14 protein-coding genes are annotated in these 16151 nt (G+C 29.0%); 4 read left to right on the plus strand and 10 right to left on the minus strand.

Annotated elements, in window-relative coordinates:
• The first annotated feature begins 217 nt into the window (after window positions 1–217).
• A complete protein-coding gene (locus COL3_RS17375; protein WP_008419621.1) occupies window positions 218–397 on the plus strand; it encodes an H-type small acid-soluble spore protein in 180 nt (59 codons plus the stop codon).
• Between the two features lie 94 nt (window positions 398–491).
• Here COL3_RS17375 and COL3_RS17380 read toward each other — a convergent pair whose 3' ends face one another.
• Entirely contained in the window at window positions 492–1100 is a 609-nt protein-coding gene (locus tag COL3_RS17380) for a hypothetical protein (protein WP_008419619.1), read from the minus strand.
• Between the two features lie 127 nt (window positions 1101–1227).
• A complete protein-coding gene (gene rbsK / locus COL3_RS17385; RefSeq protein ID WP_008419617.1) occupies window positions 1228–2163 on the minus strand; it encodes a ribokinase in 936 nt (311 codons plus the stop codon).
• A gap of 314 nt (window positions 2164–2477) precedes the next feature.
• Here rbsK and COL3_RS17390 point away from each other — a divergent pair, with 314 nt between their 5' ends.
• Together COL3_RS17390 and COL3_RS17395 are read left to right on the plus strand one after the other, a co-directional pair.
• On the plus strand, window positions 2478–3497 hold the full coding sequence (locus COL3_RS17390) for a glycosyltransferase family 4 protein (RefSeq protein ID WP_008419615.1): 1020 nt from the start codon (window positions 2478–2480) through the stop codon (window positions 3495–3497).
• Window positions 3498–3524: 27 nt separating this feature from the next.
• Window positions 3525–4553 (plus strand): lysylphosphatidylglycerol synthase transmembrane domain-containing protein, encoded by a 1029-nt coding sequence (locus COL3_RS17395; RefSeq protein ID WP_008419613.1) that lies wholly within the window; start codon window positions 3525–3527, stop codon window positions 4551–4553.
• Window positions 4554–4704: 151 nt separating this feature from the next.
• Here COL3_RS17395 and COL3_RS17400 read toward each other — a convergent pair whose 3' ends face one another.
• The 5 genes from COL3_RS17400 to mntR form a co-directional block, all read right to left on the minus strand.
• Window positions 4705–5958: an Nramp family divalent metal transporter gene (locus COL3_RS17400; RefSeq protein WP_008419610.1), complete on the minus strand. Its 1254-nt coding sequence runs from the start codon at window positions 5956–5958 to the stop codon at window positions 4705–4707.
• A 14-nt stretch (window positions 5959–5972) separates the two neighbouring features.
• Window positions 5973–7196, minus strand: a complete 1224-nt coding sequence (locus COL3_RS17405; RefSeq protein ID WP_008419608.1) for a CBS domain-containing protein — start codon at window positions 7194–7196, stop codon at window positions 5973–5975.
• A gap of 266 nt (window positions 7197–7462) precedes the next feature.
• Window positions 7463–8146 (minus strand): L,D-transpeptidase family protein, encoded by a 684-nt coding sequence (locus COL3_RS17410; protein ID WP_099716676.1) that lies wholly within the window; start codon window positions 8144–8146, stop codon window positions 7463–7465.
• A gap of 150 nt (window positions 8147–8296) precedes the next feature.
• Window positions 8297–9268, minus strand: a complete 972-nt coding sequence (locus tag COL3_RS17415) for a cation diffusion facilitator family transporter (protein ID WP_008419605.1) — start codon at window positions 9266–9268, stop codon at window positions 8297–8299.
• A 177-nt stretch (window positions 9269–9445) separates the two neighbouring features.
• The gene (gene mntR, locus COL3_RS17420) at window positions 9446–9916 is read right to left on the minus strand and encodes a transcriptional regulator MntR (RefSeq protein WP_008419603.1); all 471 of its coding nucleotides are present in this window, start codon (window positions 9914–9916) and stop codon (window positions 9446–9448) included.
• 225 nt (window positions 9917–10141) lie between these two features.
• Between mntR and COL3_RS17425 the strand changes: the two genes are divergently transcribed.
• Window positions 10142–11440: an Nramp family divalent metal transporter gene (locus COL3_RS17425; RefSeq protein ID WP_008419601.1), complete on the plus strand. Its 1299-nt coding sequence runs from the start codon at window positions 10142–10144 to the stop codon at window positions 11438–11440.
• Between the two features lie 143 nt (window positions 11441–11583).
• On the opposite strand, the gene COL3_RS17430 is transcribed toward COL3_RS17425, so the two are convergent.
• The 3 genes from COL3_RS17430 to COL3_RS17440 all read right to left on the minus strand — a co-directional run bounded on the left by COL3_RS17430 (window position 11584) and on the right by COL3_RS17440 (window position 16011).
• Window positions 11584–12792: a glycosyltransferase family 4 protein gene (locus tag COL3_RS17430; RefSeq protein WP_008419599.1), complete on the minus strand. Its 1209-nt coding sequence runs from the start codon at window positions 12790–12792 to the stop codon at window positions 11584–11586.
• A gap of 410 nt (window positions 12793–13202) precedes the next feature.
• Entirely contained in the window at window positions 13203–15200 is a 1998-nt protein-coding gene (locus tag COL3_RS17435; protein WP_008419597.1) for a fructose-bisphosphatase class III, read from the minus strand.
• Window positions 15201–15780: 580 nt separating this feature from the next.
• Window positions 15781–16011, minus strand: a complete 231-nt coding sequence (locus tag COL3_RS17440) for a hypothetical protein (RefSeq protein ID WP_008419595.1) — start codon at window positions 16009–16011, stop codon at window positions 15781–15783.
• Between the last annotated feature and the right edge of the window lie 140 nt (window positions 16012–16151).

A 16151-nucleotide genomic window follows, 5' to 3' on the forward strand; every position in this document is an offset into this window, starting at 1 on the left:
CTGCTAGCCAAATACAAGATTTGGAGCATCACTTTTGGACTCTCACTTATAATAGGGCAGCTATGAGGGCAATTCGCCTCCTTGTCTGATGAAAAATATCCACGACAATTGTGGACTTGTTATTTATTTTCATGTGCCTTAAAGAAAAAGAATATTCTATAATCTTAGTGCAAAAGATATTATTGATAATTAATTTTTTAAAAGGAGGCTAGCAACTATGGATAAAGAACGTGCACAAGAAATTTTTTCTTCCCCTAACATGATTAATGTAACCTATCATGGAACACCAATTTATATTGAAAGTATAAATAACAATGCAGGAACTGCTAATATACATTTTCTAAATAACCCTAAGAATACAGAAGAAGTATTAATAACTAATCTGCAGGAGGGGTAAAAATAAAACTTTAACTGACCATGATTTGTGGTCAGTCATTGTTGTCTTACTTTATTTTAACTAATATACTATCCAAAAATTATTTAAACTATTATTAATCTGAATAGCAGCTATTGATTATTGCTTTAATTTCTGTGGCTGATTCACATCCTGATAAAATAACCAATTGATCAGTAAAATTATTATCAAATATCTGGCAATAGAATTCCTTACTCATTTCATCCACATACTCATAATTATTTTCTAACTTTTTTAATAAAGCTTCTTCTTCTTGACCTGATTTATCTATAAAATAATATGTATTAAATTTACTTACAATTCCCTCTATTTTCTTAAAATTATCTCTATTCAAGGCAAACGCGACAATATAATCTTTATCTGTCTTCTTAGATCCTTTTTTTATAGTTACACCAAACATGGTTACCTCAGGAATTTTCTTAATTTCAATTTTTTTATATAATATTTTTGCAGAATCTAAGTATTCAATTATTTCACTAAATGTAACTTGCGGCCTTCCCTGATTTCCGCTGTATAATAATCTAGAATCCACAACTACCATACATAGATCATTCCCAATTAGCTCACTTAAAACCTTTACTTTAAATTCATCCCTTTGTTTCACTCCATAGTATTCTATAAAAGTTTTAACTCTATCTTCATCTTCTTCGCTTCTTACCTTTAACTTATTTTTACCAAAAAACATATTTTACTTCTCCTCTAATCAATAATATATAATTATTATAATATATAAGATATTAAAGATAAATGGGATTCTAACCCATAAAAATCAGTACAAAACTCATGTATTAATCCGTCAGAGTACAAAAATATTATAATCTTCTACTGCACTGGCTGGTATTAATAAACTCATTAACAGCCTCAAAAGTTGGCATTGCCTCTTGCGCACCTAATGCAGTTGTTGAAATAGCACCTACAGCATTCCCAAATTTTACGCATTCTTCTAAGGGCTTATCTTGTGCTAAAGCAAAAGCAAAGCCAGCATTAAATGAATCTCCCGCCGCTGTAGTATCCACTGTATTAACTTTAAATCCAGGGATATTAGTATACTCATTCATTTTAATAATTGCAGCACCTTTACTTCCAAGCTTAGGAATTACTACCTTTACTCCTTTATCTAAAAGTACTTGCGCTGCCTTTTTTAATTCCTCTTCACTTTTAATATTTATGCCCGTTAAAGCTTCTATTTCTGTTTCATTAGGAGTTATATAATCAATATACTTAAAAATCTCATCAGGCAGCTTTGTTGCTGGTGCCGGATCTAGGATGATTGTTTTTCCCCTATTTTTTAATTTCTTCATAGTATCAATTACTGTAATCATTGGAATTTCTAATTGAAATAAAAATATGTCTGCTTCAACTATTGTATTCCACTTACTTTCAATATACTTTATGTCTACTGCACCATTGGCTCCAGGGATAATAATTATATTATTTTCTCCTCTATAATTTACTTGAATTACCGCTATTCCTGATGATATTCCTTTTTCTACATGTAAACAATTATAATTTACGTTATTATCTTTTAGGACTTCTAAGTACTTACTTCCATATATATCCTCTCCAACTTTTCCTACCATAATTACTTTTGCACCTAATCTTCCTAAAGCAACTGCTTGATTTGCTCCTTTCCCTCCTGGGAAAGTTTTAAAACTGTTTCCCAAAATAGTTTCACCTGGCTTTGGAAACTCTTCAACAGCTGTTACTAAATCCATATTTAAGCTTCCAATAACGCATAAACTTTTCATAGTATGACTCACCTCTCATCTTCGAACTTGTGCTAAATTAAATATACCACTTTTGATTATAGATAAACAACATATAAGCTGCACTTGAGTGTATATTAACTGAAAATTTATTTAACTTATATATAACACGTCCCTTTACCACTATATGGTATAATATTGGCGCAGTAATAATATTTAAAGAAGTGTTTATATAATATATAAGATTAGCTTTTTAAATTAATATTAATCATTTTATTTAATTTCGATTTTAGAATATATAATCAAAATTTACAGAAACTAAACAATGATAATAATAAAATGAGAGGAGACTTTTTATGAATACAATTAATATGCTTTCTTCGGCTGAAAAAGTTAAAGGTCAAGGAGTTTTATCAGCTTACATTGAGCAAGTTAATTTAGTTAAAAACGGACTCAAAGATAATTATACTGTTAAAGTAAATAGCTCCAATTTGCGTGGTATTGTTCATTATCATACAATTGATTTTAAATTTTTTTTAAGCATACCTTTCTCAAAGCTCCTAGGTACAAGTGTAGCCTATGTTCATTTTGTACCAGAGACCATAGAAGAAAGTCTTAAACTACCTATTCCTATAAAAAAAATATTCTACAAATATATAATTTGGTTTTATAAAAGTGTTGATCATTTAGTTGTTGTTAATCCATATTTTATTGACGTTCTTAAGAATTATAAAATTAACGAACAAAAAGTAACCTATATTCCTAACTTTGTATCTGAGGATAGTTTTTATAGATATGATAAAGAAAAAATCAATAATATAAAAAAAGATTATGAAATACCATTAGACAAATTTGTTGTCCTAGGGGTTGGTCAAGTTCAGACCAGAAAAGGTGTTATGGATTTTATTGAAGTTGCTAAAAGCCTTCCACATATTCAATTTATATGGGCTGGAGGTTTCTCCTTCGGACCAATAACTGATGGGTATAAAGAACTAAAAAAAGTAATATTAAATCCACCTGAAAATGTTAAATTTTTGGGCATTATAAATAGAGATAAAATGAATGATATATACAATATTTGTGACCTAATGTTCTTACCTTCATATAATGAATTATTCCCTATGTCCATTCTTGAAGCTATGGCTTTAAAAATTCCTGTGCTTTTAAGGGATTTAGATATATATCATAATATTTTATTTGATAATTATTTAAGTGGGAAAAATACCTTAGAATTTATAAAACTTATAAATTCTCTCGAGAAAAAGGACGATAATTATTCCACTGCATCTAACAACTCCTGGAAATGTCATAAATTCTATTCAAAGGACTATGTATTAAAAATGTGGAAACAGTTTTACGATACTATATCATCATAAGAAATTTTAAATTTAGGAGAAGTACAAATGAAGAATAAAGTGTTTAATTCAATCGTCATATTTGTTTCTGCTTGTATCTTTTTATCCTTTTTCCTATTTACTAAAGGCTTAACTTCCATAGTCCAGGAACTAAAAACATTAAGCCCATTATGGCTAATATCCGCTTTAATTTTAATGGTCTTGTTTTGGATATTTGAAATGTTAGTTTTATATGTAATAACAAAAAATTTTCATAAAACAGATAAATTGCTTATTAAATGTTTTCATTTCGAAATGGTTGGTGTATATTTTGGCGCTGTTACTCCATTTGCTGCTGGAAGCCATCCAGCCCAATTGTATTCAATGACAGAAAGTGGTGTTCCTGCTGGCGTATCTGGCTCTATTTTAATGATTAAGTTCATGTTACATCAATTTATAAATATAGCTATTTTAATTTTAGCATTCATATTTAAATTTAATTATTTTCACTCAAATGTACCTTATTTTATATATTTTTTTATTTCAGGTCTAATTGTTCATATTATAATAATGATATTTATGATATTATTTTCACTTAACATCAATCTAACTAAAAATATACTAATATTCATATTTAAAATATTAAAAAGAGTCCGGCTAATAAAAGATACACAAGATATTTATAAAAAAATTGAAATTGAGTTAGGTAATTTTCACGAAAATATATCATTAATATTTAAGAATAAACGAATGTGCATTAAAGCATCTATATTAACAGTTCTTCAGTGGATAGCATTTTTTAGTATTCCTTATTGTATTTATAGAAGTTATAGCTTTAATTCTCATGATTTATTCACCATGATAGCAGCCCAGATATTTCTAATAAATTTTATGGCAATTATTCCTCTTCCCGGTGCCGAAGGAGGTGCTGAAGGCGGATTTTATTTAATTTATAGCTTATTTTTTGAAAATGGTACAATAATAACAGCAATTTTTATATGGAGAATGTTAACTTATTACTTATCAATTGTTGCAGGAAGTGTATTTACTTTGCTGATCCCAAATAAAAATCTGAAGAAAAAAAGAGAAGCTAAGTAATAAAATAACATAGCTTTTGAAAATTTAATTTTTAATTTGCAAAAATATTATAATAGAATTAATGAACTTGCGATTAGTATAGTTTTAAGTGATAAATTATAAGTTATAAGCTTTTCTTCCTTAACTTATAACTTATAATTTTTAACTAATTCTATTTTACGAAAGTTGTTACTATAGGTTCAAAGGTTAACACAATAGTCAACATAATTAACACTACAATAGTTACCCAGCCTATTATATTTTTAGCTCTTGTATTAACATACTCTCCCATGATTTCTTTGTTGTTTACCATAAGCATCATACAAATTAATACTACTGGAAGTAAAACACCATTAATAATCTGCGACCCCAATGTTATTTGAATTAAAGGCGCTCCAGGTATTAATATAATTACAATTCCAACTATAACTATTACAGTGAATAAAGTGAAAAATTCTGGTGCCTCTTTTATGGTTTTATCTATTCCAGCTTCAAAACCAAAAGCCTCACAAATGTAAAAAGCTGTAGCTAAAGGCAGTATTGTTGCTGAAAAAATAGATGCTATAAAAAGCCCAAAAGCAAAAATTTCAGAAGCAAATGCTCCAGCCAGCGGTTGAAGGGCTATTGCCGCATCTTTGGCTTCTTCTATTTGAACTCCACTTTTATTTAATGTAGCTCCGCAAGCTACAACTATGAAGAACGCAACCACTACTGTAATAACACTACCAACAACAACATCCCAAATTTCATATTTAAAATCTTCAATTTTAAGTCCCTTTTCTATAACAGCTGACTGCATATAAAACTGCATCCAAGGTGCTATGGTAGTTCCAATCATACCTATAATCGTTCCTATATAACCATAATTCATTTCAATATCAGGATGAATTAGAGAACTGCCAATTTCATTCCAATTGGGCTTAGCCAAAAACGCTGAAGCAACATATGATAATAGAAATAAGCTAAAAACCAAGAATAACTTTTCAGTTGTTTTATAGGTTCCCTTTACCACAAGAATCCACACTGCAATTGCCGCCAGAGGAACTGATACATATTTACTTACTCCAAAAATCTGCATACTTCCTGCAACTCCTGCAAATTCTGTAGCTGTATTTCCTATATCTGCGATAATTAATCCAACAAAAATAAAGAAAGTTATCCTAACGCCAAAATTTTCTCTAATTAAGTCTGCTAAACCTTTTCCAGTTACTATCCCCATTCTTGCGTTCATTTCCTGCACTACTAATAATACAATAAAACATGGAATTAGTGACCAAAGTAATTTGTAACCATAAGCAGCACCAGCTACAGAATATGTTGTTATTCCTCCTGCATCATTATCTACACTTCCCGTTATGATTCCTGGACCTAAAATACTTAAAAATATTAGTAGATTTGCTACCCAGCTTTTTCTTTTTTCATTCACTTTTTCACCTCCCACTACGCCAATTTCTTGTTATGCTTAGTAACCTCATAAACAATATCATTTAAGCTTACAATTCCGATTAAATGCATCTCATCATCAACCACAGGCATAGCAAGTAAATTATATTTTATTATTTCTCTTAGTAAATGACTTGTTTTTTCTTCATCTTTCACATATATAACATTTTTACTTATAATATCTTCTAATTTTTTATTGTGGGTAGAGATAATTATTTCCCTTAATGATGCTACTCCAATGAGTTTATTCTCATTACTTACAGCATAAACATAATAGGCTTGTTCATCTTCTTCTGCATTGCGAATATGGTTTATTACATCTGATATTGTGTAATTAATTGGACATGAAATAAAATCAGTTGTCATTAAACTTCCAATTAAATCTTCCTCGTATTCCATAAGTTCTCTTATTTCATCTGAAGCTTCTTTCTCCATATTGCTAAGTAATTCCTCTGCCTTATCTTCTTTCAGACCATCTAATACATCAGCTGCTTCATCAGCTGGCATTTCTTCTAAAATATCAGCAACTTTATCAGTAGAAAGAGCCCTAATTAAGCTGACTTGTACATCTTCGTCCAATTCTTCGAGTACATCCGCAGCTTTTGCCGTATCTAAGCTTGAAAAAATAATTGCTCCTGTATTTGTATCGAAATCCTCAATTATATCAGCAAGATCTGATGGATGAAGCGTATGCAGTTTATTATATGTTTTTGACAGAGAAATATCACTTGAAGCAAAAACTGTTTCAATGTCATCCCATAACATTAATTTACTGTTTACTTCTAGTCCTAACATCTTTAACGGCTTTGCTATTCCAATTCTTCTTAATATTCCTTCAATTCCAATATCCACTGCTGCAATAAACATACCGGATTCAAGTATAATTAATCTAACGTCATTAGCTCTAACTACCTTTCTTCCATTAACATCGATAATTTGTTTATCTAAAACATACTTTTTTAATAGTAGGTCGTTGCCTAATTCTTTTATTTTGATCTCGTTACAAATTAATGTATATTGTTTTTTTTCTTTAAAAACTTGGAAATTATCAAAATCAATAAACTTTATTCCATCTCTTGTTTTAATAACTGCTGTAGTTACTTTGGGATTTTTAAAACTCACATCAACAGCTAAATCCTTTAAAACCCCTACTATTTCGTTATTAGTTGAATAAATTTTTCTATCCAATATTCTACTCAAATATACACTTTTAAATTGCATTGTCCACTCTCCTTTCTCTAGAGGGTGTACTATGCAAAATTTAATACTGGTACACCCTATCGAATTGCTAAAAATGAAATTTTAATTTTTACATTGCTATTTTTATAGTACCAGGTATCATCCATTAAACTTATCACTCTCTTTAAGCTCAGATTTTGAAATGCTTTTAATACATTTTATTAAATGAATACATAAAAAGTGATTCATATAATAAAAAAAGAGCTTATAAAGCTCATTATATATAAAACATAAGAATTTTCGTCTCTTTAATCTATTAAAATCATACCAAGTTTTTTGTAAAAATCACGATCTATATTATGATTAATTGTAAGATTATTGTCTTTTCTAAATTTCATTACATACTGCTTCATACCTTCTCCATAAATTCCATCTAATTCACCTGGATAATATCCTTTATCTTTCATTCTTCTTTGTACTTCCAAGACATCTGATCCTCTATCTCCTGGTTTTAATTTAACAAATCCTTTTTCAAAGGGACCATATGGTCCTGCATATATAGCAACTATCATTCCATTTCTTACATATTCATACAATTCTTCAACATCAGTATTTTGCATTCTAATGCAGCCATGAGATGCTTCAGAGCCGATTGATCCCGGTTTATTTGTTCCATGAATTCCAAATTTCCCCCAAGGTACATTTAGTCCAATCCATCTTGTACCAAATCCACCGCTCCATTTGCCCATACGTACTACCTTCCAAGTACCAACTGGAGAAGGGGTTTCAGGCTTACCACTAGCTACGTAATATTTTTTAATGATTTTGTTATTCTCTTTATCAATTAAATATAGTTTTTCTTCACTTATATCTACTAATATGGCAAGATTATTATAATCAACTTTTGTTTCCGACTTTACAGTATTTTCACATATATTAAATAATAAAATAACTGTAAATATAAACAAAATACTTTTAAAAAGCCTTCCCATCTTCAATTGATGCACCTCACTTTACAATTTATATAACCTAATATGTTCTTTAATTTATTTTTATATTAATTGACTCTTTTTATACATTTTGAGCTTTTAATAAAAAACTCCTACCTATTTTCAAGGCAAGAGTTTTATTAGTGTATTGCATCATATTACTATTTTGCCTTTATGGTTTTCGCATTTATCAATACACATATTGCAGCACTTTCTATGATCTGGTTTACTGTGAAAACAACTTCCACATGTACACTTTTCAAATTGTATTGTAGAGTGAGCTATATTAAACTTTTCCTTTAATAAATGCTGTATTTCATGCAATTTTTTCTCACAATTTTCTATGGTACACTCTTGTATTGATACATGTGCTGTCATTGATAAAATTTCCTTGGATAAACTCCATATATGCACGTCTGTAACTTCCATTATGCCACCCAAATTTTTTATGGAACTTTTCAATTCATCAATTGAAACTTCCTCTGGAGCAGCTTCTAAAAGTATCCTTGTACATTCAATGGTCATCTTAAATGCATTTTTTAAAATTAAACAAGCCAATATTCCACTAAGCAAAGTATCCACTCCTGATAAATGTGTAAAATAAATTATTAAACCTCCTATAAGTACGCCTATATCTGATAATGCGTCTCCAAAAAAATGTAAAAATACGCTTTTTACATTAATATTATTAGAATTATTTCTAAGGTTTAACACTATTATTGTATTTACAATAAGCCCTAAAATAGAAAAAATAATCATTCCTTCTGGCTGCACATCTATAGGACTAAAATACCTAACAATTGCTTTATAAAAAATATATATTGAAATAATAATTAAAGAAATGTTATTAATTAACGCTGTCAAAATACTAAATCTATAATAACCAAAGGTATATCTATTATTAGCAGCTTTAAGTCCGATTTTTAATCCCCAAAAACTTAAAATTAATGATGCTATATCTGTTAATAAGTGCCAGCTATCACTAAAAAGTGCGAGACTATTAGTAAAAATTGCACCTAAAAACTTGCCTACAAATATAATTGATACACAGATAATTGTTAAAATTAATTTTTTTTCACTTTGTTTAAATATATGATTTATTTCTTGAGGTGCCTTTTCATTCATTTTTTAACCTCCAAAAATCCCTTAAGTTACCATTAGTATATAGAAAATAATTTCTTTATTGAATAATCTATGTGTCGTATAAAAAAATGCTACTAATAAAAAAACGTTCTCCAAAACCAAAACAAATATAAATCGAAAATGAAAAATCATACTTTTATTTGTATACGTATTTTTATATTACTTTAAGGAATCTCTGTAAGATTTAAACTCTGTAACTATACTAGGATTCATTTTTATGAAATCTACGAAATCCTGAAAGCATCTTGTTGTTTCATTACTTATCGTATGTTCCATTTTTTCTGTTTCATCTAATATTTCAGAATCGGGAATATCAAGTATCCTTAAAAAATTTTCAATTATATGATGCCTGCTAAGAAGTGCTTCTCCTAACTTTTTCCCACTTTCTTCAAGTATTATAATTCCGTATTTCTCATATTTTACTAGCTTTGATTCAGATAATTTTTGTACCATTTTTGTTGCAGAAGGAGGTTGAACATTAAGTGCATTTGATAATTCATTAATTCTTAAATATCCTTTCTTTAATGATAATCTATATATCATCTCAAGGTAATCCTCCATGGACGCAGTTAGTTTGCTATTTTCTTTTTTCATATATTCGTTGAAGGTATAAAAATCGTTTTTAATCATATTCTCACCTACTTCTCACTATAATCTACTTAATAAATTATATGCCTTAGGGTAGAAAAAGTTACTTTCCTGTAACATTTAGAATTTTATTGCATAATTTATATTATAAGAAAACTTAGACAAGGCTAAGAAAGTTAATTTATAATAACTATTTTAATCACATATAAGAATGAAAATAAGAGATTTATACACATAAAAATAAAGTAAGAAAGGTGTTGAATTTTCTTGGAGAACGAAAGAAGTATAAGAAGTACTAATGTACCTGTATCAAGACTTTTTTCCTTAAAAGGTGCACTTAGTACAGATTTAATAAAGTTAAAACAATTACTGAAATTTATTGGACCAGCTTTTGTTGTAAGCGTGGCATATATAGATCCTGGTAACTTTGCAACTAATATTAGTGGAGGATCAAAATTTGGATATACACTTATTTGGGTTATTTTATTTAGTAATTTAATGGCCATATTCTTACAGACAATGTCAGCAAAATTAGGAATAGCAACAGGTCATACTCTTCCTGAAATGTGCAGCAAGGTATTTCCTAGAAGTGTGAATTGGGTATTTTGGGTAGTTGCTGAAATAGGCGCTATGGCAACCAATTTAGCGGAATTTCTCGGAGGAACCTTAGGATTATATTTGTTATTTAATATACCGATGATATATTCAGGACTTATTATAGGAGTATTAACATTTTTCATTTGTTATATGGAGAAATATGGGCAAAAAGCTGTTGAAATAGTAATATCAGTACTTGTTTCAGTAATTTGTATTGCCTATACAGTTGAATTATTTCTTGCTAAACCCGACTGGGTTCAAGTAGGAATTCACACAATAGTTCCATCATTACCAAATAGTGATGCAGTATTAATTGCTGTAGGAATGCTTGGAGCTACAGTAATGCCTCATGTAATATATTTGCATTCACACTTAGTTCAGCATAGAAGTATTGATTTGTCTGATAAAGGTAAACTTAAACATTTGAGAATGGAGAAAATTGACATTACAGTTGCTATGAATGTTGCTTTTATAGTAAACGCAGCAATGGTCATAGTTTCAGCTGCAGTATTTAATGGAAATGGGCTAATCGTTGATACAATGGAGCAAGCTCATAAATCATTACAGCCATTATTAGGTTCATTATCCAGTGGTGCCTTTGGAATAGCATTACTAGCATCTGGTTTATCCTCCTCCGCAGTTGGAACAATGGCAGGACAGACAATTATGAAAGGCTTTGTAAATTTAAGTATCCCAGAAAATGTTTCAAAACTTATAACTATGACACCGGCAATAATTATAATTGTACTTGGAATAAATCCAATGAATGTTTTACTTCTAAGCCAAGTAGCCCTTAGCTTTATTCTACCTTTTCCTATAATCCAAATGTTAATTATAGCTAAACGTAAGGATTTAATGGGGGTGCTAGTGAATAAGGGATTTGTACGAGTTTTAGGTGTTATAATAGCGGCAATAATAATAGCACTAAATATGCTGCTCTTATATCTATCATTAACAGGTCAAGCATAACACTAATTAAGGAATGTTTTCATGATAAAATTACTTTATTTGTTGGAAAATAAAACCCTTCTTATGCATAGTTTCAAGTATAAGGAGGGCTTTAGATTTCTTTGATATATTTAGCGGTAAATTAATAAAGTTTTGTTATTATTTCATCGTTTTTGCACTTTAGGTTGTTTTAACTTTGCCAGGGTGATAATTTCCTCTTTATTACCCTCCAAAACACGCAAATATCTATCCATTATCTTTCTTGCAAAAATATTGCTAGAATATTCATTAGCCTTAGCAATAGCTGCTTTCTTCATTTTAGTTCTTAGATTACTGTCTTCTAATATCATACTAATATAATATGTAAATTCTTCTTTTTCTTTATATGAAAAACCATTCTTCCCCTGTTCAATTACTCCATCGATGCAGGAATCATACTTACAAACCACAGGACATCCGCTACTTAATGCCTCTATGTAAGTTAGTCCCTGTGTTTCACTGGTAGATGCCGTAACAAATATTTCGGATAATTTATAATACTTATAAACTTCCTCGCAATTTATCATTCCTGTAAAAATAACATTGCCCTCTATATTTTGTTTTTTAACTAATGTTTTTAAATTATCTAAGTATGGACCTCCCCCTACTACCAATAATTTAACATTTTTGATTTTCCTTATGATGTTTGGTAACAGCATTAGAATTTCACTTATATTTTTTTCTTCGCCTATTCGACCAATATAAGCTATAATTCTATCATCATTATTAATATGTAACTCTTTCAAAATTTTTTGCTTATCATCTAATGATATTTTTTGCTTAAACCTGCTTAAATCTATTCCCGTTGGCACTACATAGATAGGCTTACTTACTCCATAATTTAATAATGCATTTCTCGTTTTTTCTGTTGGTGCAATTACACCATTTAAACTATTCAAAATTAATTTAGTTATTTTGGTTGATGTATTTTTATTAAGTATTTTCCCACCAACTAAATAATTTAAATAATTTTCATACATTGTGTGATATGTATGTATATGAGGAACATTTAATTTATGAGAAATATATTTAGATACAAGCATCATAGAAAATTCCGTCTGAGAATGGATTATATCTGGTCCCCATTCAATAATTTCTTTTATAAGCTTATTATGCAGTAGAAAATTAATTATTCTAACATCAGGATAAACCCCAATTTTAATGGACTTCAAATAATATACATCATTTTCTACTTTTTCACTGCCAGTATGGGATAATGTTAAAATCCTAACTTCATGTCCGTTTAATTTTAATTCTTTATACAAATTGTTTACTGAAGTAACAACACCATTTATCATAGGAGAATATGTATCTGTTGTTATTAAAATCTTCATAATTTAGCCTCCTATAACTCTTAATAATAACTAAAATTATTAGTTCTTACCATAATACATATTTAGTGTTTCCAAAAGTCTAGAAAAAAAACATAATTAGAATAAATTTTAATTATCATACTTTTAAGTTAGCCTTACTGGCTTTTATTACGGCACTGCAGTAAATATTTTTGATTTTCATAAAAAATACAGACCTTCACTTGTCACACAAAATTGCGATCAGTAAAAATCTGTATAGTTTTTAAAGCCAACAACTCTCAGCATACTTATACCAATATACATTGCCATTATTATATAAGCAGAATTACTTATATCTGTTTCTTTAAAATTCTCGTTATTGTTTATAAAATAGTAACTGATAACACCTTTAGAACAACTTACCACTTATAACTTATCATTAATTCTATAAGTTATCTTTGTTCTTTGATAATCCCTTTTCTATAAGCATCTAAAAGTAATTCTAAATCTCTTATTTGAAGCTTCAATTCCTCACCAATATCTGTATCTCCAACTCTCTTTCTTTCAACTTCCTGTTCCAAAACTACTGTAGTTGAAAGAATATCCTTTTCTTCTTCAATAGCTTTTTGAGTAGATTCAAATGGTTCGTGAGATACTAATAAAAGCCCATAAGAGTTATATATAAGAGTATACCCTGCTATTCCTGTTTCAGCTTGGTAAGCTCTTGAAAATCCTCCATCTATGACTATAAGTTTTCCATTTGCCTTTATAGGACTTTCACCTTTTTTTATTTTAACTGGTACATGCCCATTAATTATATGAGATACCTTTGGATCTAACCCAAACTCCTGAAAAATCATATTACAAGCCTTTTCATTATCTTCTAGCTCAAAGTAATAATTTTTCTTTTCAACATGAGTCACCTTATCCTCTATAAAATATCTTTCAAAAGTAGTCATTTTATCTTTTCCAAAAAGAGGTGAATCAACCCCATTCCATAAATACCAAATTATATCCATACCGTATAATTTAGCTTTAGGATTATTTTTATAGAAATAGCCTTCTCGAACTAAAATATCTAATCTATCTAAATAAGCTTTTCCGCTATATTCTTGTCCGGAAGCTCCTATACTCACCTTCTTAAAACTTCCATCTTCATTTAAAGGGATGCATCCATGATAAAGCAAATTGGAATTATGTTTTAAGTACATACTTCCCTTAGCAAAAAGAAAACTAACATGTTTTTGGAGCTTTTCACTGTTTAAAAATGAAGATTTAAGCTTTTCTATTAGTTCTTTTTCTTCTGGAATTAGTTCATATGGATCCTCGGGATTTATTGTTGGAAAATTACAATCCTTTAATTTATATGTCTGTTCTACTAACTTAATTGTTCCTTCTTTATAATCTATCTTATTTAATAAAAGCCTGTCCTCCATTCTAAAATATGGACGCCTTTTAATTATTTCCCCTTCCAATTTAAATTGTATTATTGATATAGCCTTATGCATTCTGGCCATAAGATTTAAATCTTTATCAGTATAGTCCTTTTCATTTTCAATCTTTGGCTTAAAAGCTAAGCATTCATCATTACCATAAAAATCAATTGCAAAAGTTGCAAGTGGAAGAAGATTTATTCCGTATCCATCTTCTATGGTATTTAAATTCGCATATCTTGCACATGTTCTAATAACTGTTGCAATGCAGGCTTCACTCCCTGCTGCTGCCCCCATCCAAACTATATCATGATTTCCCCATTGAATATCTACAGAGTGATAATTTGTAAGCGTATCCATTATAATATCAGGACCAGGACCTCTATCGAATATATCTCCTATAATATGAAGTCTGTCTATTACTAGATTTTGAATTAACTTTGATATTGCCACAATAAATTCATTGGCTCTACCAACTCTAATTATGGTTTTTATTATTTCATTATAATATTCTTCTTTATCCAATCTATCTGGCTGTTCATGTAAAAGTTCTTCAATAATATATGCAAAATCTTTTGGAAGAGCTTTTCTCACCTTAGATCTGGTATATTTTAAAGATACATATCTACAAATCTCAATCAACCTATATAATGTAATTTTATACCAATCATCAATATTAGATTCACTTTTTTGTGCATATTCTAACTTTTGCTCTGGATAATAAATAAGGGTCGCAAGGCTTTTTCTACCTCTCTGACTTAATGAGTTTCCAAAAATATCATCTATTTTACGCTTTATAACTCCAGATGCATTTTTTAATACATGAATAAAAGGTTCATATTCTCCATGTATATCAGATAAGAAATGTTCCGTTCCTTTAGGAAGGTTTAAAATTGCTTGCAAGTTTATTATTTCTGTACATGCATCAGCTATTGTTGGATATTGATTTGATAAAAGTTTAAGGTATCTTAAGTTATCTTCAAATTCTTGGCTAAAATTATCTTCAATACAAGGCATTATAGTTCCCCCTCAAGTTTTCTATATCTAACAAAATCAATAATTACATTTCAAGTTAACACATATATTGTACACTATTGAAAGATTTTTCTCAGCAGTATGTTACACTTATTCTCTAAAAGTATAACATATATTTTTTAGTACTACTACACTATTATATTTACCCCAAGTATATTCTTAATACTAAAACCTTCAATAAGATTTGATTTTATAACAATTTCCTATTTAAATATAAATTATTGTTAAGATATATATATCAAATAATCCTTCAGCTATAACTTTATGAGATATAAATACATATTCTCTTAAGATATATCAATCAATTGTTAATAATTAAATTCGTAGCATCATGACCCAGTTCCAGAATATCGATTTGCACAAGCAATCCATATTCTGCACGAAATATAGAAAAATTACAAAAAAGCTATGTATTTATAGTAAAATGAAGTACTAGTAATTTATCCTGTACTAAAACTTCATTTTACTATATTCTCATAGCTTTCAGTTCTGTGTAAATTTTTAGTTAATTTCATTATGTATTACATTCAAATAACTGCTTGTTAAATATTGCTGTAATCTCTTACTTCTGTGACCAGCAATCAATTAATTTAGCCTTTTCAATTGGTTTTTCTATCGTTCCTGAAAAGTTGATCTGTATATCCTTATCAGAATTATTTTCTTTTATATCTTTAGTTCCGTTTTCACTTTTATCTGTATTCGTATTTGCGCTTGTTTGCGTTGTTTTCCCACTACATGAAATTAAGACTAAGCTAAATAGCAAAACAAAAAAAATCATCACGATTTTTTTCATATTCTTCACCTTCCTTATCTTAAGTCGTTTGATATTAATTTATTATACCATAATTCTTTATTAATTTCTTAGGCAAACAACTTAAAATCCCTATCCACTAAAAAATTGCTATATTAACACACAAATTAAATCCCTTCTTA

It is taken from the genome of Clostridium sp. LS (assembly GCF_002760435.1).
Lineage (GTDB): Bacteria > Bacillota > Clostridia > Clostridiales > Clostridiaceae > Clostridium.